The sequence below is a fragment of the Streptococcus suis genome, assembly GCA_002831545.1.
Classification (GTDB): domain Bacteria; phylum Bacillota; class Bacilli; order Lactobacillales; family Streptococcaceae; genus Streptococcus; species Streptococcus suis_P.
In genome coordinates this window covers 807,070-829,162 of the sequence record CP025095.1, presented here as the reverse complement: position 1 = coordinate 829,162, position 22,093 = coordinate 807,070, and the positions used below count along the sequence as shown (strand labels likewise).

The window sequence follows — 22,093 nt, the reverse complement described above, 5'->3', positions numbered from 1 at the left end:
CGAGATAAAAGTAAGTATTTTTCTATCAAATTTTGAAAAAACGCTATTTTTTTGAAATTCGGGTAACAAAAAAAGCCCCCAGCAAACGCTGAGGGGTTCTGAAATACAATGATAGCGGTTGGGTGGCGTATCCAACATCTCAGGTACTCTCTCGAGTGCGTCAGGAGCCTTTCTGACCTCGCTATCACTATTTTAAATAATCTTTCTCAGAAATAGTTTTCAGACGCTCTTTGTAATTGACAAAGGTTGAAAACTTAAAACGTTTAGGGTCTGTTAGTTTGTGAATATCCTTATCCGATACAGCTTTATTAAAATCAACAATAACTTTAATAAGTTTATTGATAATCATTTTATCGTTATCCATCAACTTATAGTAGTCTGTCACCTCTCGCAATCGAAAGTTAGTATTCAAAAGATATTTCTTATCTTCCAAAATAAGAGATTTCCCTAAATCCAATCCTTCGACATACCCTACCCTGTTTGACGGGCGCAATTTATACTTTAACTGATACCTTTTTGGCATATAACTACGCAGGGGAATAAGGAAAGTCAATTCTTGGATTTGCACCAAAACAATCGCAAAACCACGACCTTTATTCAAGATTTTCTTACTTTGAAAATCATAATCCATAGCTTGGATAATATCAAAATCTTTACACATTTGTAAATCAATTTGACCAAGTTTCAATCTCTTACTCTTCATCTACACCTACCACAAAAAAATCCTACCAACGGGATATTGGCAGGACGCATTTCCAATGGGATACTTCTGTTAACGAGCGCGTCCCTCCGCCCCCTCATTGCCACAAGGCATGGGTTTAACGACAAGCGATGTCGGAACATAGAAAGGAGGTGTTTAAACCGTTTCTGTTCACAATTATTATTCCACACATCCCTATATTTTGTCAAGAAAAATCTTCGCAACCATCATTGACAAAATGGCTATTTTGACAATAATGCACAAGGTATATTTATTTTCCATGTGCGAATAGAAATCATGCAAACCATTGATACGACTGCGTTTGTCTATTTTCCAAGCAAATTCCATGTGCGAATTAATGTGCGGTTCCATTCTATTTCAGCAAACAAAAAAAGCCCAGCAGACCGCTGGGTTGAAAAACTATTTAAACGTACCATAAGGTACGACATTGCGCCGATTTGACTCCTCGCCTGCTGCTACATAGCGACGTACACCGCTACGGCTAACATACGATACCCAAATGTATCCATCGGCAATATAGACCGAATCATAATTAAACTGCTCGCCATTCGTGTACGTTGCCACAACTTTACCGTCTAGACCAGGCTTGTCTCGGACATTGAGCAAAGATACTTTAACGGTCATTGTCCCCTTCTCGTCTTTGACCTTACCGAGATTGCCACTGCTTGACTGTGTTGCCACTGCAGTAGAGTCGCTGTAAGGTGGATAAAACCAGCCGACAAGGTTGCTGATTTGCTGGCTAGCATATTGAGCAGGACCACCGACCGACAAATTACCTACCAAGTTTTGCTCGATTGTTTGGACGGTATTGCCGCTAACACCGATAATCAAACCTGTATGCCCATAGTTGATACCGTCACCTGCCCAGTAGTTTTTGACGAAAATAGCTCCCGGACGCGGACTCTCAGAGGTAGGCATATAATGCACCTCAAATCCGTGTTGCTTGGCTGACTTTATCAAATCAATGGCATTGCCCCACAGAGCCTTGCCGAAATATTTTCCACAAATCCAGTTAGGTAGGTCTACACACTGCTTGCCGTACCAACCATCATAGTCTACGCCTTGACCACGGTTGGCAAGGTCTTTGGCGAAGTTGGTGACTTCATTTACTGTTGTCATTTGTCAGTCTCCTTCCACGCATCGTTCATTTGCTTCACTGCTGATTCGATAAAGGTCTCTAACTGTGTATCAGTCATATAGATGTTGTATTTAGCAAGCTGACCTGTTACGCGACGTTTAGCCATGTCTAGCTTGTCTACATGCTTGTCCTGGTCTAGCTTGGCGATTTGTTCAACTGCATTAACAGCGTTCCGTGCCAGAATCTCTGTAATTTCGACCGCTCGCTTACCGCCCTTGGCAATCAGATACTTTTTGACCTCATGGACAATCATACCGGCAACGATAGCTAATATACCAGTAGCAGACCCTATAATAATTTCTGTAAGTTGATTCATACTTATTCTCCTTTTTCGATTTTTTCGATGCGGTCACTCATTAATGACACTTCACCTTTTAAGCCACCGATTTCACGAGCCATCGCCCCCATTTCTGCGGTAGTTTTCTCGAGGTGATTCATCAAACGGTCCTCCCGCTTATTACTTTCTTCCTTTGCTTGCTCATGGAAATCCATGAGCTTAGCTTCTCTCTTATCCGATGTCTTAATCAGATACCGGATGACGAACCCAAATAATAAAATAAACAAAATAGCCCAAGCAACTTGGCTTTGAGCTATTCGTTCTGCGTGTTCGATTGGCAATAGAATTCCTCCTATTCTTTTGGCAATGTCGGATCTGTCCAATCTGGATTTCCGTTTTCATCAAACTGCATGATGTAGAACTCCTCATTGAAGAGATCAGCAACGTTGATTGTCGTTGTAGTTCCGCCCCACTGATTAAAGGCCCACACAGTTTCAACTTCTACGAATTGACGACGGCCGTTGACAATACCTGGTCGACGTTGGACATCACGGTACATATAAAAATCATTTGTCGCATTTTTACAGCGAATAAATTCCCCGTTTTCCTTCATGTACTGCAATGCAGTCGCAAGGTCAAATGGTTCTGTAATAGTTGATAAGTCGAGTAAAGTATTGTTAGTAGTTTCAGTCATGATTATTCTCCTTCGATGATTTCTTCCGCTGGTTTAGTAGCTTCGTCCAGTTGCTTTGTTAACTCAGTAATTTCTGCCTGCAGACCTGCGATGGTCTGCTGAGCTTCTGTCAACTGGACAGCTAACAAGTTCTTAGTGTTCTTCTCTTCTGCCAATTGGTTGGCTAGTTCTTGGTTTGTCAAAGCGAGTGCTTGATTCAGTTGTTCTTGGTTCATTTAAATATTTCCTCCTAAACTTTTGCTGGTAGAGTATAGCTATAACCCCTCTCTGTCGATTTATTGTTGTGTAATAGCTGTAAGTTGTCGATGATCAAATTTATGGTATCTCTCATGCTCGAGTATGTCGTAGCGTTTTTCCACAACCACAAATCCCCAACTTTTATCTTGGACGAAGCGCGGTGATCAGCATTAAATGCATCGATGTCTAATTTCCCAGGCAAGGTATTGATATTCCATCCATCCGCTGCTTCAAACGCTGAGCTTGCCAATCTGACCGTATCTCCAACCACGTCGATTTGGTCAATATTTGGACCGTTCCAAGCCCTAATTCCGACAAATCCGCCATCATTCGAGGACTCGGAATTCCAACGGTTGGAGCCTATTACGGTCACTCCAGCATTTCCTTTTCCAGTAACCGTACCAGTTGCGAACTTGACAAACTGGGTAGGATAGCCGTTTAAAACACGCTTGAGAGCTGCTTGGTCCGTATAGTACAAGATTTGACCAGCGTTTAGATTGACTTCCATAGCTTTGTTGGTCGCGGTCAAAATTCCACCTGAAATCTTACTTGCCGACAATGTGACAGCTTGCACTGCTGTCAAAAACGCATCCTTGGCAAACAATTTCTTCAGGTAGGCTTGGTTTGCGGATAACCCGTTGAAGAAAGCTTCATCGAATGCAATTTTTGACCCGTCGATACTATTCGCTTTAATGCGTGCAGCATCCACTGTACCCGACGTAATCTTTCCAGCATCCAACTCACCAATCATAGCGTTCTTGATTACGCCATTATCAATCAAAGTCTGACCTGTGATATGCGTCAGTCGACCATCGATTCTATTAGTACCATTAGCCAGTAAATTGATTTGGTTAAGCACTGTACCAGCACTAGTCAGATTTTTAATAGCGTACGAATTATTAAGCTGACTAACCTGTGTAGCTGTACCGCTAATCTTATCCTTGACCTCGGTTAGAAATAGACTATCAGTCATGACCATACGAGCGACTTTGTCTTTGATACCAGTTTCCGTTGAGCCGATGATACGCTCGTAAAGATTGACCGTCTCACGTACAGTCTGCAAGTCTACTTGGTTAGCCTTCTGAGATTGCAAGGTCGCAAATCGCCCGTCGACCGTGGTCTTATATTCAGCGATTTTTGTGTCTGCGTAGGATTGTTGGTCTTCAGGAGCGGGCGACCAGTCAGTCGCAATCGCTCCGCGTTCAATTTTTGCTCGACGAATAATAGGTTTTACTCCCGTGCCGTAAGTGCCATAAAAGGCTAAGTAACTATTTGCTAAACTCACTGCTCCCTCGGTTGGAGTAAAGGTCACATGGAACCTTTGCCACTCCGTTGTGACAGTCAAGTTTTTCCATAGACCCGAATATTTAGAACCTGATCCATTTTGCTGGTATACAGCGACTTGCCCCGTTTGAGATGCTCTCAAGTCAAAACTTAAGGTATACTCAATCAGCCCATACTTATCAAAAACTGGGGCCAAGTCATAAGGTGTTCGCAGAAACTCTGCGTGACTTTGTTCGCTGTTAAAGATTTCGGTGTATTCATCAGTGCCTGTCAATAGATTGGTACCGCCTACATACAGACTTTCAAACCGCTGACTAATTCCGCGAGCGGTTTCTTCAAATACCGACTTAGCGACATAGTCTTGAGTAACAGCTACACGCAGAGCTGATACTTGGCGAGCAGTCTCATCTCGACTAGCTGTAAAATACTGACTAGCTCGTGTGCCTTCCGCATTCTTATAGATTTCTAAACTCTCCAGCCTTGTCTTGATTGCAGTCGCTGTCTGCTGAGCGTAGGTCTTAGCATCTACTGCCTTTCCATCTACTGTTTGGATTTGACGGGACAACTCTGCACTGGATTCCTCAGCAGTGCGCTTGTAGGTTGCGATTTCGGAGCGGAGGTCTTCTGGAGAAGCCTGCCAACCTAAATCAATATTTCCACGTCTGAGCGACACTTTTTCAAACTCAACTTCCCCTGTGAAATCCCTTGCATAGATACGGAAATCAAGAAGCTTTATCTGGTTTCGAGGTACGTTTATCCTAAAGGTAGTCGCAAACTGCACAATTCCTCTATTATTGACCGCATCTAAACGATTGGCTGTCAAATATGTTCCACCAAACTGCGTATTTCGGCTGTCGTTCTTTCTGCCATCTATATAAAGCGCAAAAAATGGATTTCTACCAGCCACATAATTAGTGACCTTAACTGAGATTGATGCTATGTATACTTGGCTAACATCGTCATTAGCTATCTGAGACTTGATACTTTGGTAAATGTACTTGGTTTTATTAAGTTCTCCTATAATTCTCGCTTTACCATCAACTATAGTCACTCCAGTTCCTTGCCATTGGTTCAAGTTTTCGTTAAAAGAGCTATTGAGCAGAAGGTTGTCTTCTATCCTCAAACTCTCAAACCGCTCCGTCACTCCGTCAATCCCGCTCTGCAAGTCAGCGGTTTTGCGATTGATACTATCAATCTGTCCTGTCTGGGTATTGACAGTCTGCGTCAGAGCCTCATATTGGGTCCTCGTTTGGCTCAGGGTGTCTTCCACGGTCTTAGTCCGACTGGTAACACTAGCGATGTCTCCAGTCGCCTTAGAAACGGTTTTAGAGAGTTCTGCGACTGTTGACCTCGTACCATCTGCCAAAGTCTCGACTGTCGACACACGATTGGTCAAAGCCGTCTGCGCTTGGGCTTGTGCCAAAATCTTGCTAGCTTGCAAGTTAAGGTCATTGCGCAGGGCTGTAGCACTTGCTTGACTATCTCTAGCCTTCTGGTCGGCGTTTGCGATTGCCGTCTGTAGCTCAGACTTAGCAGTGTTTAAGGCTTGACTGACCGTCGCAACCTGTGCTCTCGCATCTGCGATAGCCTCCGTCTTGACCTGGTTAGCCCTAGCCAATGCACTAGCAGCATCCGCCTTGGCTTGGTTGGCAAGTGATTCGACAGATTGAGCCTTGGATAAGATGTCCGCGACCTGTCTGTCGTGTTCTTCAGATTGAGCTTGCATGGATTGGTTGACTTGGGCGATTTCAGTATCAATACTTCTCTTGATATTGTCTGCATGTCGCTCAGCCTCCGCCCTTGACTGCTCGATACCGTCGTTGATTTCGGATTTGACTTTATTAATTTTTTCATCAAATTCCTTATCCTTATATTCCAGTTGCTGTTGGACCTCTGCTTCGATCTCAGTAGACATTTGCTCGATGCGCTTGCCTAAAAATCCCTTATAAGCATACTGAGTATCATTCCCAGCCTTACTGTCTGCGCTAATCTTAGACTTAAGACCGCCCTTGAAACTGAAAGATTGACTCAGGACAGGGACTTTGTAGGTCTCGTTTTTGTTTGTCTTGAGCGTTACCCATTGACCGACATCTAGCTTCAAATGCCCTTGCCAATCAAGCGAAAACGGGTAATACTTGATGTCTTTTAGCTCATAATACAATTCATCCAATAGATTCTGGTTCATGAAGCTATTTTCAAGCTCCAATGAACGTCCAGTTCGTAAGCCTACTGTCAGCGTTTCCTTGTCTTTCTTACAAGTAATACCAGCAATCTGATATTGGATTTCACTCTTGGTCAAACCATGCAAAAAATAATTATCAGCAGTGACAGTGATTCTTGATTCTGTCAGACCACGGACTTCAAGCTTCCCTTGTCGATTAAAAAAAGCAGAAAAGCCAAGTAACTGAATCGCTTGGCTTAACACTTCTCGGAAAGTAATGTCATTTTTATCTGCTTTCGCTTCGATATGTCTCTGGATAGCTTTAAGACCTAGATTGTCCGTCTCTAGCTCTATTCCTGTCTTTACACAAATCTCACGAATAACATCCCGAATCTGCGCAGGATAAGTCAAATCAGAAACATAGGGCTGGTTTAGCTTGAACATGCCGTCCATCAAGTCCAATTCGGTAGTATTCCTGTTGCGGTCAATACTGATGTCATTGACAAAATACTCACCCATGGCGACCCATTCATAGCTATCGCCTACCAAGAGCCCAATTTCTGGATAAATCTTATCCAACTTGTTAAAAGTAGTAATGATAGATGTAAAGGTCAATTTAGCCGAACCAGCAACTGTTCCGCCAGGTTTGAAAGTATCACCGCTGATATATCCATAATTAAAACTGGCTTCTTTGATGTCGCTAGAAGTATAGGCGCCTGCACGAATGGCAAACACCCTATCTTTAGCTAACATAGCTTGGTTAAATGTTACCGTGTGAACCACCTTACCTCTCTATTAAACTAAATTTTAAACCGCTCCAGGGTTTAAATTTTTCAGTAAAGGAATATGCAGGCGCTGTCCTATCGCCAACATAAAACGTTTTGGACGTCTGCCCAAGTATAGGGTCTGGGTAAGACACTTCAAAAAATACAGGCTGAACAGCGTTTTGAATCTGCGCCATCTCAGCCTGGGTCAACATCCCCCAATCACATTCCAATTTGCGCTTGGTTGTAATTCTGTCCCTGACCATGTCGCCGTTAGCGTTTCGCCCGGTTTCTCCATCCACATCATTGACTGAAACTTGAAAAGATTTAGGAGGTACAACTGTAACTCCATTGATAATCAATTGACTCATGTTTACCTCCTAAATGTTAAGCAAGAGCTGTCCCGCTTCTGCTTGAGCTTTGTTAATCTCGTCAATAGTAAAGCGTCCAAACTCTCTACTTCCAATCACAATAACGATGTCGCCATTTGGCAAACCAGATGATTGCGGTAGACCTCCGCCCAAAGCATTAACAACTGCACCGCCGACAACACGGCCCATGGTTTGTAAGAAGCCTGTATTTTCCAATGGCATAACCACCTCTTTACCTGCTTCACCAATCATGGCGACAGTTGGGCTATCCACGATACCACCACGGGCAAGGCGTGGAAGATTGACATAACCGATGCGCCCAATATTGACACCAGGGATTTTGTTGATTAAGCCGATTGCACCGTTTATCAATCCGATAAATCCGTTGACGACATTTTCAACTGTTGCGATTGCACCGTTCATGCCGGACTTAAACGCACCCGAAACTGCATCTCCGACTGCTCTACCGATATCCGTGAACCAACCCACAATGCTATCGAATATTCCTTTAAAGAAACCAGCTACATTGCTAAATGCATTTGTAATACCGTTCCAAGCGTCAGAAAACTTTTGACCAAACCACTGACCAACTTTAGAGAAGATGTTTTCGATATCTCTCCAACGTTCGCCGAACCACGGGCCTATACCTTGGAAGATTCGCACAATCGCATCCCAACCAGCCTGCAGTATAGCAACGATGGTATCCCAAACACCTTTTAAGAAAGAAACAATGGCATCCCAAACGAACTTGAAGATAGAAGACAGCATTTCCCAGATTCCTTTAGCAATCTGAACAATCCCATTCCAAGCCTTTTCCCAATCGCCAGTAAATACACCAACCAGGAACTCGATAATACCGCCTAGGATTTTCGAAACAGCTCCCAAAACATCGAAAACCACAGTCCAGGCTTGGACAAACCAGTCAGCTAATGTCTGGAATGTCGGGACAAGGACAGGCAAAATGTTCGCAGCTATCCAATCAAATAGCGGTACCAGAATGGTATCCCAAAGTAACTTTAAGGCGTCCGTAATTTGTCCGTATGCGGATAGAAAACTATCGATAAACGGTTGAATATGATTGTCGAATAAATCAGCAAACTTTTCGCCGATGCTATCCAACACTGGTTGAACATCATTATTCCAGCTATCTAGCAAAGTTCCAAATATAGAACTTAAAACTTCATTGAACGAATCGTAGAATGGTTTTACATGCTCATCGTAAGTTGTGCTCAACCCCTCAAACGCATTCTTGAATAGGTTTTTGATAGATTCGAAAGTAGGCTCAAGGGCAGAGAGCAAGCCGTTTAAAGCGGTAGTTATTTTATCTTGGTTATCAACTAGCGATTGTTCTATACCGCTTAGTATATCGCGACCTAATTTTGAACCAACTTCAACAATCCCCATTGTCCCATAGGTTATCGCTGAAAGAATATCTGCACCGATATTTGTCGCAGCTGCACTTGTAAAAACGTCATAAAACGTTTGACCGAGCATTTGAGCGATATTTCCAATGCTTGCGACTGCATCGCCTGCTATATCGAACTGACGTATCAGCCAACCTTTTATATCCAATTTGGTGTCGTTTAGTGATTTATTTAAGCTTTCGGCGATAAATACCGCAATTCCCATGATGATGTTGGCTAGAGCACCAGTGATTTGACCTAAAGCAAAAGCTAGCTTCTCTCCAAACCTTGCGGCTGCTTGTAAAACAGTTCCGTCTGCAAAAATATCTTTCAGCGATTGCCAGATACCTGCTAGAGCAGTTTTAAAGCGGTCAAGACTATCAGCTCTGAACGACATGTTAAAGCCATCTTTAAACAGGTCTTTTAATTTTGAGAGGTAATCAAAAAGAGGTTGTAGAGTCTTATCCCATCCGTCAAATATGGACTTAAACTGGTTGTCCATATCAGTCAATTCTATTTCTGGCAAGATGTCAGCTCCGCTTCCTGAGCCTCCACCTTTACTACCCTTGCCTCCGCCTCCAGAACCACCGCCTGAACCCGCTCCATCTGAACCATCGTCTTTGTTTAGATTCAGAGTGGTAATCTCATCAAAACCAGCTAATCCCATCAGCTCTTTTGCTGCCTTCTTAGCTGATTTAGCAGTATCATCTAGATTACCTGCGGTACCCCCAGATGCGTCATCTACACCGTCCATGGCGTCGCCTAGACCACCTACTGCATCGTTTGCGTTTTGTGCACCCTGAGCAAGGTTTCCAACTGCGCTATTCTTCACATTGGCTTTTTTGTTAAACATCAAACCAATAAACTCAGCGAGCTTGGCAGTGATATTTTTCAAGACCATAGCAAACGAATTAAGTACAGGCATCATAGCGTTGATAATCGGCAACATTGCATTACCGATATTTAGTGCTGCATCGCTTAACAGCGACTTGAACATGCTAATACGACCGTTTACAGACTGCTGTAAGGTATTTCCGTACTTAGCTGTTGCTTGCTCCAAAATCGCCATCAAGCGGATTTGTTGCTGGGTGTTGTAGTCTAATTGTTGCCAAGATTGCCCATTCGCAAAACGTTTGAATGCGTTGGTTGATTCAATCATAGCAACATTGACATTTATTCCGAGGTCTTCGATAGCTTCGGTATTACCCAACAAGCCCGAACGAATACGCTCCATAACATCGGTCATGGTCCGTCCGCTACCTTGCGCAATCACAGCGGATGTCTGTAACATCTTACCTGTATAAGCGCTCAGCTTGTTAGAATCCTTGATAAAGTTGGAAAACAGGTTGGAATAGACCGCTCCATACTTAGTAGCTTCACCTACGCTCATGTTCATAGCGTTGGCATTGTTATCAATCCATTTTAAAAATGCTTGGGAACTTTCGCCCATCTGTCGTTTGATTTGATTGACCGAAGCACTGACTTCAAGAGCCATCTGGGTAGAATACATACCAAGGTCTAACATTTTCTTGCCTAGATAAGCTAACGCGGTAATCTTAGCAAGTTTGCCCAAAGCAGTCGCCATGCCACCAGCTTGTTGACATACACGCTCTCTAAGGCCTTTTGTCTTGTTTTCAATTTTGTTTTGAGTCTGCTTCATCTGAGATTCTAACTGCTTCATCTTCTTCTGAAACGGTGCTATCTCACCTTCAACAATAACTCTCAACTCTTCTAACGTAACAGCCATCGTTCCCTCCTTTCCTTCTTATTCGGAAGTTGTGAACCTTCCTCTCATTCTTTCTGCGTAAGCCCTCATCTGCTCCTGATGGATTTTCAAATCACGCTCAATACGAGCTTGTTCAATCTGCGCCCTATCCTCTTCGAACAAAGTAGGATAGAACTCCCAAATGTCTGGCGCTTCACCTTTTTCCTGAAACATCAGAGAAACAAAGCGAGCTATCATCTGTGATTGAATAAAGTGATGAGAAGCTATTTCCTTCTGCTTTTGGAATTGTTGCCTGTTGTAACTTTCAACTAGCTCTTTTAATTCCAAAAGAGTGTATTCCCAAAAAGAAAACGGGTCTATCCCTGCATCTAATGCTGTTGGATAAAACCCGCTAATCAATTCTGCGACCGAACAAGGACCAGAACCTACTCGACTGCTGTCAACGTCGGTTCTTCCTTCTCCTTGTTCCGAGGAATAAAACCCGATACTTCGAACAATGGTACGATGATATCAGTCATCAATTCAGTTTGTCCATAACCTTCATCGATGTAAGCATCGAACAAGTCATAGACATCATCCAATTTAATACCATGATGGAACTTCTGCAAAGCGCCTTGAACAACCAACAACATGACCTTCAAAGGTGGTAGATTGAACTGTTCGCCTGGTTTGGGCATAAAGATTTTGAGCAAATTAACACCCAATTTTTCTTCAACTTCACAGGCTTGGCGAGTGCTAAGACGCAATTTATAGTCTGTTCCCTTGACGGTCCAAACGATATATGGTTTACGTGTTGACATTTATACCTCCTTAAAGTACTACTGGATCAGTGAATTCTAAATCTGACTGCAGAGCCAATTTCAATGTAAACTCGATAGCAGAGTTGACACCGCCACCGCCCAGCTTGACAGCAATCTGAGCTGAGAAGCGGACAGTTGTACCATCTGGATACTCTTGCTCAAAGTGACGGATAGCTTTTGAATCAGACAACTTACGCAAAGTACGATAACTAGAAGTCGTTTTGGAATTCTCGTACTTGAATTTATATTCCAATTCGCCAGCGTCACCAATACCAAATTCATACTGCTTAATGGTATCCGCAAGGGTCGTATTCTCAACTTTCTCAGGGTCAATACCAAGTTCTGGAACTTCTTTCAAGCCCTCGATAACTGCATAGCCAGACCCCTTGGTCTCACTCATTTTCAATTTAATTCCGTTTGCTAACATGTTTTATCCTTCCATTCTGTATTGGTAAACGATTCGGGAGTTTAAGTCTAAAATCCCTTCAAATCGCATGACTTTGTGCCGTAAGTGCGTTGGGTCGGGTGTATCCACGCTGGATGTACGTTTTAGCCCGAGAGATGCAAAAATCGCATCAATCGCTACGGCTAATTCCGAGGTACTATCATTGTGGAAAATATCGACCTTATACCGCAAATAGGACATCTGTTCTGTATCATCTGTAATCTCGTAAGGCTTGTTTTCCTCTTCTAAGTAGATGATAACCGGGAAATTCTCCCAATCTTGCGGATATGTATCTGTCACATTGTCCGCAACCTCTTTCAATTTCTTGTAAATAATAGGCTTAATATTTATCATTTGCTGACCTCTTCAACTAGTTTCCGTTTGACATATCTGTTAATGTTCTTCGTGACTCGCTCTTCATTATCCTTGAGGGCTGGATAAAGATACGGCTGAGCAACCTGCCCAAACATCTTGTAAAACTCGCCAATCTTTTGAAAACGATAAGGGCCCACATCAATCTGGGACTCATGGACATACCAAGGTGTACTGCTATAAGATACGCTAACATTTGGCGAAATCCCTGCGTGGTTTGCAGCACCTTTTGGACCAGTACCAAATTCAACAAATCCGCCATGGTCTGATGTGCTAACCACTTCAGCTCTCGGATTCCCAGACTTAGACATCCGTACCTTTATGCCTATTCGCAAATCATCTTTGTTTGCAGGGGCCCGCAAAATTGCATCTGCCTGGACAACATTCTTGGCAGCGTTGTGTACAGCTTTTGCCATGATTTCGGTTTGCTGCTGTCCTGATAATCGTCTAAATTTTGCAATTAGCTTGTCAGCACCTATCAATCGCGACATTGTTCCAACTCCAAGACTTGATGGTTTGTATATCGTTTTATAGATATGACTTTATGGGTTACTTTATCGCTATTGATACAAAAGCCATCGTCTTCATCTATAAGAGTCTCACGATCTACCAAGCAATTCAAAATATATGCCAACCTCTGACCGTATATCTCAGCTTGTAAGCGACCACTAGCAGGCCATATCTCAGCCTGTATCTCAGTAGCAACATCGCTATAAGTAGCTTTCTTGATACCCTCATCACTCGTCACTATGACAGCTTTACGGATCAGATACGGCTTCAGTCGGTTTCGCTTCAAACGCACGACCTGCCACCCTTGCGAGTCTATGACTGCGGATACCATTTAAAATAGTATCAGACAGCCCGTCTTTATATGACACAGACACGCCCCCTTCACTTCGCGATGTTTCGCCCTCGCTTCCTTGGCGGTTGTACAACTCGAGTGCTACTTCCAGTTGCATTCCTTCCAGCGCTGGCGTAAGCTGACTTCGATTCGTCTCAGTCAAAATGATATTTTTAGCCCTCAAAAGCAAAGACGAGAGGATTTTATCATCACTCTCGCCTGTCAAAGTTTTTAATTCTTCTAGCATATCCGCCCCCTATTTTGCAGGAGCTTCTGCTCCTTTGGTCTTGATTTCTTCAATGTAATCAGCCAAATTCACATCTTGCAATTTAGCGTTTTTCTTCATCTGTTCATGACGTTCCTTGGTTAGTTCGATGACATCGTTAACACGATGAACAAAACCAAACTCATCATCTGTAAACTCTTTTAAAACTTTAAAGCGCATTTAGAGCCTCCTAGACAATCTCTTTCCAGTTGGCTGAATCGCTGCCAGGAGCTGTTGAGGATGAATCTACTTTCTTAGTGGCTTCAAACAATTTACCTTCGTTCTGTACACAAGCACCAGCTTCATAAGTTGCACCAGATACCCACTGCTCTGCACGGATGTTTAATTTGCCTTGTGCGCTTGGCTTCGCTTCTGGTTTAGAGGTCGCAATAGAAATGATGTACTTCTGGTCAAAATCAAAGACAAATGCTCCAGTATACAGCAATTGTTCCACCAATTCACCAAAACGACCTGGGATGTTGTTGTTATACTTCGTTTCATCTACTTGGATAGGCGAAACGACTACCCCGCCGATTGTCGCAACAGCTTGTACGCCTTTAAGGTACTTAGATGGTACTTTGTAAACCGTGAATGTATCCAACTGACCGACATAACCTTTGTAAAGCACAGTTTGATTGGTGTCTCCTTGTGGAAGGTTGACAATTTCTGACTTAATCGCTTTATAAAATGCTGGCGTCACAAACAACAAGCGGTTTTCCACTACGTCCAATTCATCCAATTTCTCAGAAACATCCAAGACAGCTTGGTAAGAATTATTAGCACCTTTAGTATTAGCTGGTACGACATTATCGCTGACATTACCAAGAAGAGCGTCAAAACGAAGATGGTCTAAGTACGGCGCCACAACTTCGGCAGCTTGACGAGCGACAACATAATTGACATTGACTTCACCGTTTGAATCACGCTCATCTAGACGATCCACAAAACGCCCCCAGTATTTTTCTTGGTCCAGAGTGTATGTGCGTTCTTCTGTTTGTGCATGGTCGAACTCATTGTCAGCATTACGCTTGTAGTCTTTGAGTTCTGTTGTGTCAGATTTTGTAACAGTAAATGAACGCCCGTTCATTTCCACTGCATCATTCGATAGCAAAAGCGGAGCTGAGTAAGATTTTTTAGCAACAACTTTCTCGATAATTCCTAAGAATTTTTCACGGGATGTTGCGGTGTTAATATTTTCAAATGGCATATTTTATTTTTCCTTTCTTATTTCAAAAAATCACGTTCCCACTTTTCAACGGTTGGTTGTTCTTGTGGTGCTTTCTTCATCGGTGCACTTCCTTTGGTCTTGTCAGCAACGCCTTTCAAGACTGCTGCTTCCCAAGTCTTTTGGATGGCATCGATGGAATCACGTACACTATCAGCGTCAGCAAGATTAACCACGTCTACTAGCTCAATTGGTAAGCCACGTTCGCTTAAAATCGTCTTAGCTTCAGCGGTTAGCTCTCTGCGTGTGATTTCCGCTTCACGGTCAGCAAGGTCTTGTTCACGCTTGTCAAGCTGGTACTTCTGCTTGTCTTCGGCGTTCATCTTGGCTAATTTCTTAGCTTCTGATTCAGCTTTTTCCTGCTCTGCCTTCCATTTAGCGAATTTCTTGTCAATGATGGCATCGACATCGGCATCGGTGTACTTCTTTTCGTCTTTCGGGTCTGTTGTGACTTGTTCAGGTTCAGCTGCTACCTGTTTGTCATCTTCGACCACTTCGACTGTTTGTGTTTCTTCGTTCATTGCGAACCTCCTATTTTTAAAGTCGTCCCCGACTGTATTTTCCATAGCTTTTACCGTCTTCAATGCTTGGACCAAAAAGAAAACTGGTCAATTTCGACCAGTTTTAAGTAATTTAGAGTAGTTTCAAGCAGTCTTTCCTGCTGTCAAGATGAGTGACCACCTCCTTGTTAACGACTAAACCAAGATTTCTTGGACAGCTTGTCAGCTACTTTCTTTTCAAGATAATCAAATCTCGAATTAGTAGCCTGTGCATTGCGTTCGACGATTGAACGTAGCTCAGAAATTTCATTTGCCTGTTTGGCGTTTTCATCAAGTAGACTTTTAATGATGTTCAATGCAATATCAACAGCTTCTTTAGTTCCCTGAACTTGTTCAATCAGTTCACGTTTTTTCTTAATACGCTTGTTCATAGCGATCTCCTTTCTATTTTTTTGTATCTTTATATAATTTATAGAGTTTGTATAACACAAACGGAAATCCAATGATAAACACAACACTCTCTATAATCAACCTAAAACGAAAATACAAGTCCATAACATTCTCCTGTTTTTGAACACGAAAAAAGCACTCGATTACTTGAGTGCTTATTTAAATAATTGGTCTGCCTTCTGCAAATGCTATTTTTGCTTCAGCTAACGTCATCTTATTTGGACCGCCGTCAATGTTAACAGGTCCAGTATTTTGCCATTTACAGGTGTCACAAATATCATAGTCCATAACATCATGACCGCAAACAGGGCAATGTAGCCATACATAACCATCAACTACCCAAGTCTTTTGCAACTTCTCTGTCATAGTAAGCTCTCCCTTCATCTGGTTTCATCATTGTCGTGATTGTTGCTTTTCCATTATTTCCTAGAACGTAGATATTATTTTTTACATCATACCTAACACGACGAGAATCTGTGTCATACCCAAGAATATTATCTTGTATAGGATTTGATAAAAGCTCTTGTCCTAATTTCAGATAATCTGATTTGGAAATGTTCCCAAATTCATGACTGTGTTTCTCAAAATGACCATTAAAAGACTTCTCAGACGGGAATTTTGCTTTTATCCATCTAGCTCGGTCCTTCAACTGCTCTAATCCTTCTCTGTCATTATACTTCAAATCAATATAGTCTTCAAGCGATTTAGGCGCCTTATCTCCAAGAATTGACTTGTACTTTTCATACTGGTTATTGGCACGTTCAATCTTCCAAATGTCCAAGTTATCCGCCTTGTATTTTGGTTTAACATACTTCTCATACCAGTCTTTATACGTCATATTGGCAGGCACCTGGATGGTCTTGCCTGTCACTGGGTCTCTGGCGCTTCTGGTCGCTTTAACCAACCATTCTTCATCATCTAGCGCTATAGTGACCGTCCTACACCACGGGTGTAATGGCGGGTAGTTCTTCCCTTTCACTCTTTCGCTGACCAAGTAGACTTCTCCATCATGCTCTCGGCAAATACTTGATGTTCGCAGGTCCAATACAGCCACAAGTCTGTAACGCTCAACTTCTGCTTCTTCATACGCCAGAGCTTCCATTTCAGCGTGGAAATGACTGGCCTCTGTCCGCACCAGCCTGCGTGAGTTGTAACTACCTTTTCCGAATTGGGCATTTATGACTTCTGCAGTCTCGTGCGCTGACCGACCTGTTAACAGACTGACTGCTAATTGCTTTTGTAATTCATTTGCTAAAGCTTGAGTATTCCCCCAAATCCTTTCAGAGTAATTCGCCCCAAGCCATGGCGTTTGCTGGATAGCTCTGATTTCCTCTGGGTCAATCCTGTTAAACGCAAATGCCACACCAGACTGCTGTTGTAAATCAAAAATAGAGTGATAGTAAGCGTCTGGAATAAACTCATCATAGAAGGCTCTAGAAGCCTCATTTTCGGCTTTATACAGTCGGGTGGGTAAATTATCCATCTCCCTCTGTAAAGCCTCGTATCGCTCAATTCTGGAAGCGTAGGGAGCCGAATCGAGTAAGATAAGCAATTGCCGTATCTCTTCACTGTCCGTTGTATTCTGTAAAGCTAATTTTAACTCCCGAATATCGGATAAATCCTTGACACTAGCCAGTACCCTCTTAGCTTCATCATCCGTCAGTCCGTGGTCTCTGCGATAACTCTCAAAAATCTGGTCAATCTTTGAAGTGATATGCCTACTTGCCAGCTTGTGTATTTCGTCGAGTTGCTTTGCGGTTTGCTCTGCCTGGTCCATCGCCTGAACCATCCTCTGGGCTTTCCGCTTCTCCCAATACTTCTGATTGTCCATCTGTCACACCCTCTTCATAAGGCAAATTCTGGCTAAATGTGGGCTCTTCCTGCGCAGTCTCTTTTTCTTTCTCGAGTGCTTTAATTTCTGCATCTGGGTCTTCCACAAACGGCAAGAGCGAAATAAGCTGGCGCAGACTAACCTTGTCTTTGAGATTGCTGATGATTTGAGACAATTCCAACAAATTCTTCGGCAAACCACGGCTAAACTGCGGAATGATTGCCTTTGCGTTTTCGTAAATCTGTGACCAGTTGTAGTAATTCGCAAAAATCTGTATGCGTTTGTGTAAAGATTTGATATAGTATCGCTCTTTGGTCTTGGTAATCATTTCAAGCCCCAAAAGCTTAAATTCCATAGCTACCCCTGATGTATTCCCGGCGAAATTCTCATCTGACAGATTAGGGACGTGACTAAAAGTGTAAATATCCTCTTTCAGCGCCTTACGAAGTACTTCGACCGTAGCCTCATCCAAGACATTCTTCAAGAACTCAGCACTTGCGTCCTTCGGCAATTCCAGCAAACCTTCTTCTCGCAGTATCTCCATTGCTTCCCTTGCTTCTTCTGGCGTGTCTGCAAGTGCTGCACCATACAAGACCAAGATGGACTCGATAGCTTGTTCCTTGTCATTCACACGGTTACCCATCAGAGAATTATACGCATCTATCAAGCTAATCTGTTGCTCATAATCTCCAACCATATAGCGATTGTTTCGATACTCAATAATTGGCAGCCCCTCAAGATTATGTGGGACACCTTCTTCCGACTCCTTCTTCTGCTCTCGCAAAGACATGCTGTATTGCAGAGTCTCAGTCACTACTTGGGCCTGATAATAACTTTCTTCCGTCACATCGTCCTTTGTTTGATAGTAATAGACCGCAAACAAGGGTTTCTGCTCAATCGAATCATCGTAAACAATAAAAGTGTTCTCTGGTTCTAAACTACGTGTTACCAGCTCATTTTCACCTTCTTTGACATAGATGTACTCATAAGCCCTGCCATAGATTGCCATGTTCAAAGCATTGTCTGAGTCTGTCGAATCAACATCTGCACTATCAAATGCTTCTAACAGGTCTTCAATGTCCATATCGTCGGTCTTAGGATAACGGATAGCATTGCCCATAAAGTAACCTGTGGCGGTATCCGCAATGTCCTTGGCGTGATTGGCGACTGTCTTAAAGTTTGGCAGGTTGCTTCTGCGTGTGTGATTTTCGATTGCGTGCTTACCCAAGTAGTAATCTTTTAGCTTCTTGAGTTTACTACTTGTCTGGTCATGCTTTAATATCAATTTGTAAATGATATCTTTATCCAAATTCTGCTCATCGTACAATGAGCGACTATAGACTAATGTTTCTTCCATTTTGATCCTTTCTACAAGCCAAATAGCGATTTACGTTTGACTTTGGCTTTTGGTTTAGCCATGTGCGAATAAATAGCATAACGAAGTGCATCCAGTACATCATCATTCTTCTTTTCTGGCTCGCCCGTTTTCTCATTCCAGACATACTGATAGACTTCATCTTTGAATTTTTCAACCTTTTCCGAACAAACAAAAAAGCGACCTTGCTTCATCAGCTTAGCCACTTGTTCAATTCCACTCAGAACAGATTTATCTGCATTCACACATTTTAGATGTTCCCGTTCAAATCGGGCGACATGTTCAGGACGGGCGGAGTCGGCGTAGAAATAGATATTCCCGTACCGTAATTTGATGTCTTTGGCAATCTCCACCCAGTAATCAATTTCTTGATACTGCGCCGAGTATTCTTCTAAGAGATAGACTCTACCATCTGCCGTCTGTCCACAAACAACGATAGACCCATGGTGTTCATATCCCCAGTCAACACCAGCATAATAGATGGTGATGTCGTCTGTTGGAATATCCTTGCTTGGTATGAGCATGTCTTCCTTGAAATCACGATAGACAGCTCCTTCCCCGCTGACCCAACGACCGTAGATACCACGTTCTGTAAACATACCACTCGGCGTTGTTGCGATAAGGTTCTCGATATACCGCTGGTTTAAGAAGGTGTTATCAAATATCGTAAAATGGTTGGCGATAATGCTCTTGTCATCTGCTTTATCGATATAATCTTTTTTTAGCCAGTGGTTGGGGTGGTCTGGGTTAGTGTCGCAAATAATACGAGCGCCAAAACCTGAACAACGCTTGCGGATTTCATCAAAGACTTCCTTGTTGGCAAGCGTCGCTTCGTTGATATAGGCTCCGTACGCCGTCATACCGCGAATCGCTCTCAAACCAGCTACAGAACCTGTAAATGTCGTAACCACATAGACACCGAAGAGCGTGAAGTTTCCATGCTTATCAAACTTGAAATCTATCCCATACTTTTCTGATAGTTCTTGCAAGATGTTAGTCCGCAATGTACCTGCACTGGTAGCACCGAGGATATACATCGGATTGTCAACACCGCAAGCCTTAGCATTTCTTTTCGCTCTACGCAACTCCATGAGGAACAGGTCGTTATCAAGTTGAGTTTTACCTGCACGGACAGCCCCATGGTTTATCATCATGTACCAATCTTCACGCAAGGCCCGTTTTAAGATGCTGAGTTGCTTATCGTGGTATAGTCTATCAATTCCCATTTATTTCCTCTTCTAGTTTATCGAACAGTCTATCAAGTGCAGTTTCATGCGTTTCGTTAGTTTCCAACGATAATTCGCGCTTTTTGTTTTCTAGTTGCAAAGCTTTTATACGCTCTCGTTGTTCTTGTTTATCCAATCGGTCTTTTGTATCTATAGTAACCAGTTTGCTAATCTGTTCAAAAGCTCTAACATCGCCTTTCATAGCCTTCTGCATCATAACCATTGCAACAGCCATTTCATTTGTTGCTTCAAAACCTAAATCTTCTAGTTGTTTTTTGGCAACTGAACTTGTTACATCTGCCTGTAAAATAGTCTCAAAAGCTTTTTTTAGATTTGATTTTTTTCTTCTAGCTTTTCCGGAAGCAATGCCTCCTTTTTTTCCATTTTTTCGAGCTTCGTCCGAGCTTGGGACTATCAAGTTTTGTTCATTTGCCATCGCCTCGCTTCTCTCATTCTAAAAATTATCTATATCATTGTTAGCGTCCGAGAACTATCTACCTTGAAAATACCAGTCATTGAATTTGCTTGTCTGTCTTTTTTTGAATTTTTCGTATGTTGTGGTGGTAGTTTGGGCCCACGCTTCTCTAGCCGCCTCTCTCTGTTTATCAAGTCTAGCCCTTCTTTTCTCATTACTTCTCTTTACAGCTTCGTCGTGTATTTTTTTCCTTTGTTAAAGTTATCGAAATTTTTTTGAGCTCTTTTTTTGGCTGCTCCCGTTGCGTTATCACGTTCTGCCTTTAATTTTTTGTACATCTTTAGGCGATAAGAACTTGGTCCGTTTTTCTTGGATTCTTCTATAGCCTTCGCCCACTGACTTGCACTTTTTACTCCTCCACCGATACTAGCGCCTCTGCCTCCCATAACTACGTTCCTTTCTCTTTCATTCTTTTTGTTGTTTCGTTATCGAAATAAAAAACTTCTATGTCTTTATAATCGTACTCAACTTCGCCGCCATAAACAATCAACTGTTTTGGCGATAACTCGTCGATCATCTTATCCATACCAGAGCGCCATGCAGCCATCTGTTCAGAAGATTTTTTAACCCCGATTGTTGATACTGCGAGAGTTGCATTTCGTGGCAAACCATCAAAGCAAAATACAAAACTCTCATGACGTGACCAAGATACAGTCGGAATAACTGTACAACCATAGTTTTGCATCATCTGTCCAATTAATCGAGACCTGTACACATTCCAAATCTGCATAGCTATCGGCATGTCTTGGTAAAGACTAAAATCTGGCGTTAAGACACAATCGAATTCAGTAAGTTTTTCGATATAAAATTCTGGCCTCTGCCAAATCCTTTCGAATTGATAGTCATCTAGAAAAAAGTGTATCCCAGCAGAATAATCGGGCTTGTTAAGGATATAGTTAAAACCTTGTAATTTACTCGGCACATAGGTAACCGGCTCAAGTGATGGAATGTTATATTTACCGTCGACACGAGTTGCGTCATAATCACGCAAATTATATTGGTTGACAGTGGTTTCTCTATGTGATTCACTGTAATGTTCTTTGTCAATTATCCCATCCTTACGTAACTCATTTATTGGGAGTTCGTCTTCTGAAGCTAACTCAAAACCCGATAAATCAAAACCAAAATCTGACATGTCAATTGTTTCAAAGGCCTCAAGTTCTAAGGCAAGCGCGGCTTTGTCCCAACTTGAATACTCGGCTACACGATTATCAGCCAGTCTATACGCTCGAACCTGTTCATCCGTCAGGTTGTCAGCATAAGCAATAGGTATTGTGCTTAATCCAATTGAAAGCGCGGCTTTGAGCCTTGTATGTCCTGTTATTATCACATTGTTTTCATCGACTAAGATAGGTTGTTGAAAACCAAACTCTTTTATTGAAGTTGCTACTTTTTTAACAGCTTCCCCATCGTTATTTCTGGCATTATTATAATAAGGGAAGATGTTGTTGATTGGCACATACTCAATTTTTAGCAATCTTATCACCTCCGTTCCTCAATAAAATAAAAACC

Annotated in this window: 27 protein-coding genes and 1 pseudogene; all 28 read right to left on the bottom strand. The window is 42.4% G+C overall.

What is annotated here, in order from left to right; all coding sequences use genetic code 11:
- Positions 1-187: 187 nt before the first annotated feature.
- Positions 188-703, bottom strand: coding sequence for a hypothetical protein (locus CWM22_04185; protein ID AUC91165.1), 516 nt, complete (start codon positions 701-703; stop codon positions 188-190).
- Between the two features lie 417 nt (positions 704-1,120).
- Positions 1,121-1,840: a cell wall hydrolase gene (locus CWM22_04180; GenBank protein AUC91164.1), complete on the bottom strand. Its 720-nt coding sequence runs from the start codon at positions 1,838-1,840 to the stop codon at positions 1,121-1,123.
- A complete protein-coding gene (locus tag CWM22_04175) occupies positions 1,837-2,175 on the bottom strand; it encodes a phage holin (GenBank protein AUC91163.1) in 339 nt (112 codons plus the stop codon). Before CWM22_04175 ends, CWM22_04180 begins: the two co-directional genes overlap by 4 nt.
- A 2-nt stretch (positions 2,176-2,177) precedes the next feature.
- Positions 2,178-2,477, bottom strand: a complete 300-nt coding sequence (locus tag CWM22_04170) for a hypothetical protein (protein AUC91162.1) — start codon at positions 2,475-2,477, stop codon at positions 2,178-2,180.
- Positions 2,478-2,488: 11 nt separating this feature from the next.
- The gene (locus CWM22_04165; protein ID AUC91161.1) at positions 2,489-2,830 is read right to left on the bottom strand and encodes a hypothetical protein; all 342 of its coding nucleotides are present in this window, start codon (positions 2,828-2,830) and stop codon (positions 2,489-2,491) included.
- A gap of 2 nt (positions 2,831-2,832) precedes the next feature.
- Complete coding sequence (locus CWM22_04160; protein ID AUC91160.1) at positions 2,833-3,045, bottom strand: hypothetical protein; 213 nt, start codon at positions 3,043-3,045, stop codon at positions 2,833-2,835.
- 14 nt (positions 3,046-3,059) lie between these two features.
- Complete coding sequence (locus tag CWM22_04155; protein AUC92838.1) at positions 3,060-4,733, bottom strand: hypothetical protein; 1,674 nt, start codon at positions 4,731-4,733, stop codon at positions 3,060-3,062.
- A gap of 1,185 nt (positions 4,734-5,918) precedes the next feature.
- Positions 5,919-7,265: pseudogene (locus tag CWM22_04150) on the bottom strand (hypothetical protein).
- A 31-nt stretch (positions 7,266-7,296) separates the two neighbouring features.
- A complete protein-coding gene (locus CWM22_04145) occupies positions 7,297-7,647 on the bottom strand; it encodes a hypothetical protein (protein ID AUC91159.1) in 351 nt (116 codons plus the stop codon).
- Between the two features lie 9 nt (positions 7,648-7,656).
- Complete coding sequence (locus tag CWM22_04140) at positions 7,657-10,797, bottom strand: hypothetical protein (GenBank protein AUC91158.1); 3,141 nt, start codon at positions 10,795-10,797, stop codon at positions 7,657-7,659.
- 18 nt (positions 10,798-10,815) lie between these two features.
- Entirely contained in the window at positions 10,816-11,175 is a 360-nt protein-coding gene (locus CWM22_04135) for a hypothetical protein (protein AUC91157.1), read from the bottom strand.
- Positions 11,176-11,201: 26 nt separating this feature from the next.
- Positions 11,202-11,576 (bottom strand): hypothetical protein, encoded by a 375-nt coding sequence (locus CWM22_04130; GenBank protein AUC91156.1) that lies wholly within the window; start codon positions 11,574-11,576, stop codon positions 11,202-11,204.
- Between the two features lie 10 nt (positions 11,577-11,586).
- Entirely contained in the window at positions 11,587-12,003 is a 417-nt protein-coding gene (locus tag CWM22_04125) for a phage tail protein (protein ID AUC91155.1), read from the bottom strand.
- Between the two features lie 3 nt (positions 12,004-12,006).
- Positions 12,007-12,375: a hypothetical protein gene (locus CWM22_04120; protein AUC91154.1), complete on the bottom strand. Its 369-nt coding sequence runs from the start codon at positions 12,373-12,375 to the stop codon at positions 12,007-12,009.
- Complete coding sequence (locus tag CWM22_04115; GenBank protein AUC91153.1) at positions 12,372-12,884, bottom strand: hypothetical protein; 513 nt, start codon at positions 12,882-12,884, stop codon at positions 12,372-12,374. The genes CWM22_04120 and CWM22_04115 overlap by 4 nt, the downstream gene beginning before the upstream one ends.
- A complete protein-coding gene (locus CWM22_04110) occupies positions 12,872-13,195 on the bottom strand; it encodes a hypothetical protein (protein ID AUC91152.1) in 324 nt (107 codons plus the stop codon). Before CWM22_04110 ends, CWM22_04115 begins: the two co-directional genes overlap by 13 nt.
- Positions 13,152-13,481 (bottom strand): phage head-tail adapter protein, encoded by a 330-nt coding sequence (locus tag CWM22_04105; protein ID AUC91151.1) that lies wholly within the window; start codon positions 13,479-13,481, stop codon positions 13,152-13,154. Before CWM22_04105 ends, CWM22_04110 begins: the two co-directional genes overlap by 44 nt.
- A 9-nt stretch (positions 13,482-13,490) precedes the next feature.
- Positions 13,491-13,679 (bottom strand): hypothetical protein, encoded by a 189-nt coding sequence (locus CWM22_04100; protein ID AUC91150.1) that lies wholly within the window; start codon positions 13,677-13,679, stop codon positions 13,491-13,493.
- 10 nt (positions 13,680-13,689) lie between these two features.
- Positions 13,690-14,706: a sugar-binding protein gene (locus tag CWM22_04095; protein AUC91149.1), complete on the bottom strand. Its 1,017-nt coding sequence runs from the start codon at positions 14,704-14,706 to the stop codon at positions 13,690-13,692.
- A 17-nt stretch (positions 14,707-14,723) separates the two neighbouring features.
- Entirely contained in the window at positions 14,724-15,245 is a 522-nt protein-coding gene (locus CWM22_04090; protein AUC91148.1) for a DUF4355 domain-containing protein, read from the bottom strand.
- 167 nt (positions 15,246-15,412) lie between these two features.
- Entirely contained in the window at positions 15,413-15,655 is a 243-nt protein-coding gene (locus CWM22_04085; GenBank protein ID AUC91147.1) for a hypothetical protein, read from the bottom strand.
- A gap of 178 nt (positions 15,656-15,833) precedes the next feature.
- On the bottom strand, positions 15,834-16,040 hold the full coding sequence (locus CWM22_04080) for a hypothetical protein (GenBank protein AUC91146.1): 207 nt from the start codon (positions 16,038-16,040) through the stop codon (positions 15,834-15,836).
- Positions 16,006-17,463: a phage head morphogenesis protein gene (locus CWM22_04075; protein AUC91145.1), complete on the bottom strand. Its 1,458-nt coding sequence runs from the start codon at positions 17,461-17,463 to the stop codon at positions 16,006-16,008. Before CWM22_04075 ends, CWM22_04080 begins: the two co-directional genes overlap by 35 nt.
- Positions 17,393-18,862 carry a phage portal protein gene (locus CWM22_04070; GenBank protein ID AUC91144.1) on the bottom strand — a complete coding sequence of 490 codons (1,470 nt, stop codon included), beginning with the start codon at positions 18,860-18,862 and terminating at the stop codon, positions 17,393-17,395. The genes CWM22_04075 and CWM22_04070 overlap by 71 nt, the downstream gene beginning before the upstream one ends.
- Before the next feature lie 11 nt (positions 18,863-18,873).
- Positions 18,874-20,106, bottom strand: a complete 1,233-nt coding sequence (locus CWM22_04065; protein AUC91143.1) for a PBSX family phage terminase large subunit — start codon at positions 20,104-20,106, stop codon at positions 18,874-18,876.
- Positions 20,096-20,542 carry a stress-induced protein gene (locus CWM22_04060; GenBank protein AUC91142.1) on the bottom strand — a complete coding sequence of 149 codons (447 nt, stop codon included), beginning with the start codon at positions 20,540-20,542 and terminating at the stop codon, positions 20,096-20,098. Before CWM22_04060 ends, CWM22_04065 begins: the two co-directional genes overlap by 11 nt.
- A 203-nt stretch (positions 20,543-20,745) precedes the next feature.
- Complete coding sequence (locus tag CWM22_04055; GenBank protein ID AUC91141.1) at positions 20,746-20,967, bottom strand: hypothetical protein; 222 nt, start codon at positions 20,965-20,967, stop codon at positions 20,746-20,748.
- Positions 20,968-20,969: 2 nt separating this feature from the next.
- Positions 20,970-22,064 (bottom strand): chromosome partitioning protein ParB, encoded by a 1,095-nt coding sequence (locus tag CWM22_04050; GenBank protein AUC92837.1) that lies wholly within the window; start codon positions 22,062-22,064, stop codon positions 20,970-20,972.
- Positions 22,065-22,093 lie beyond the last annotated feature (29 nt).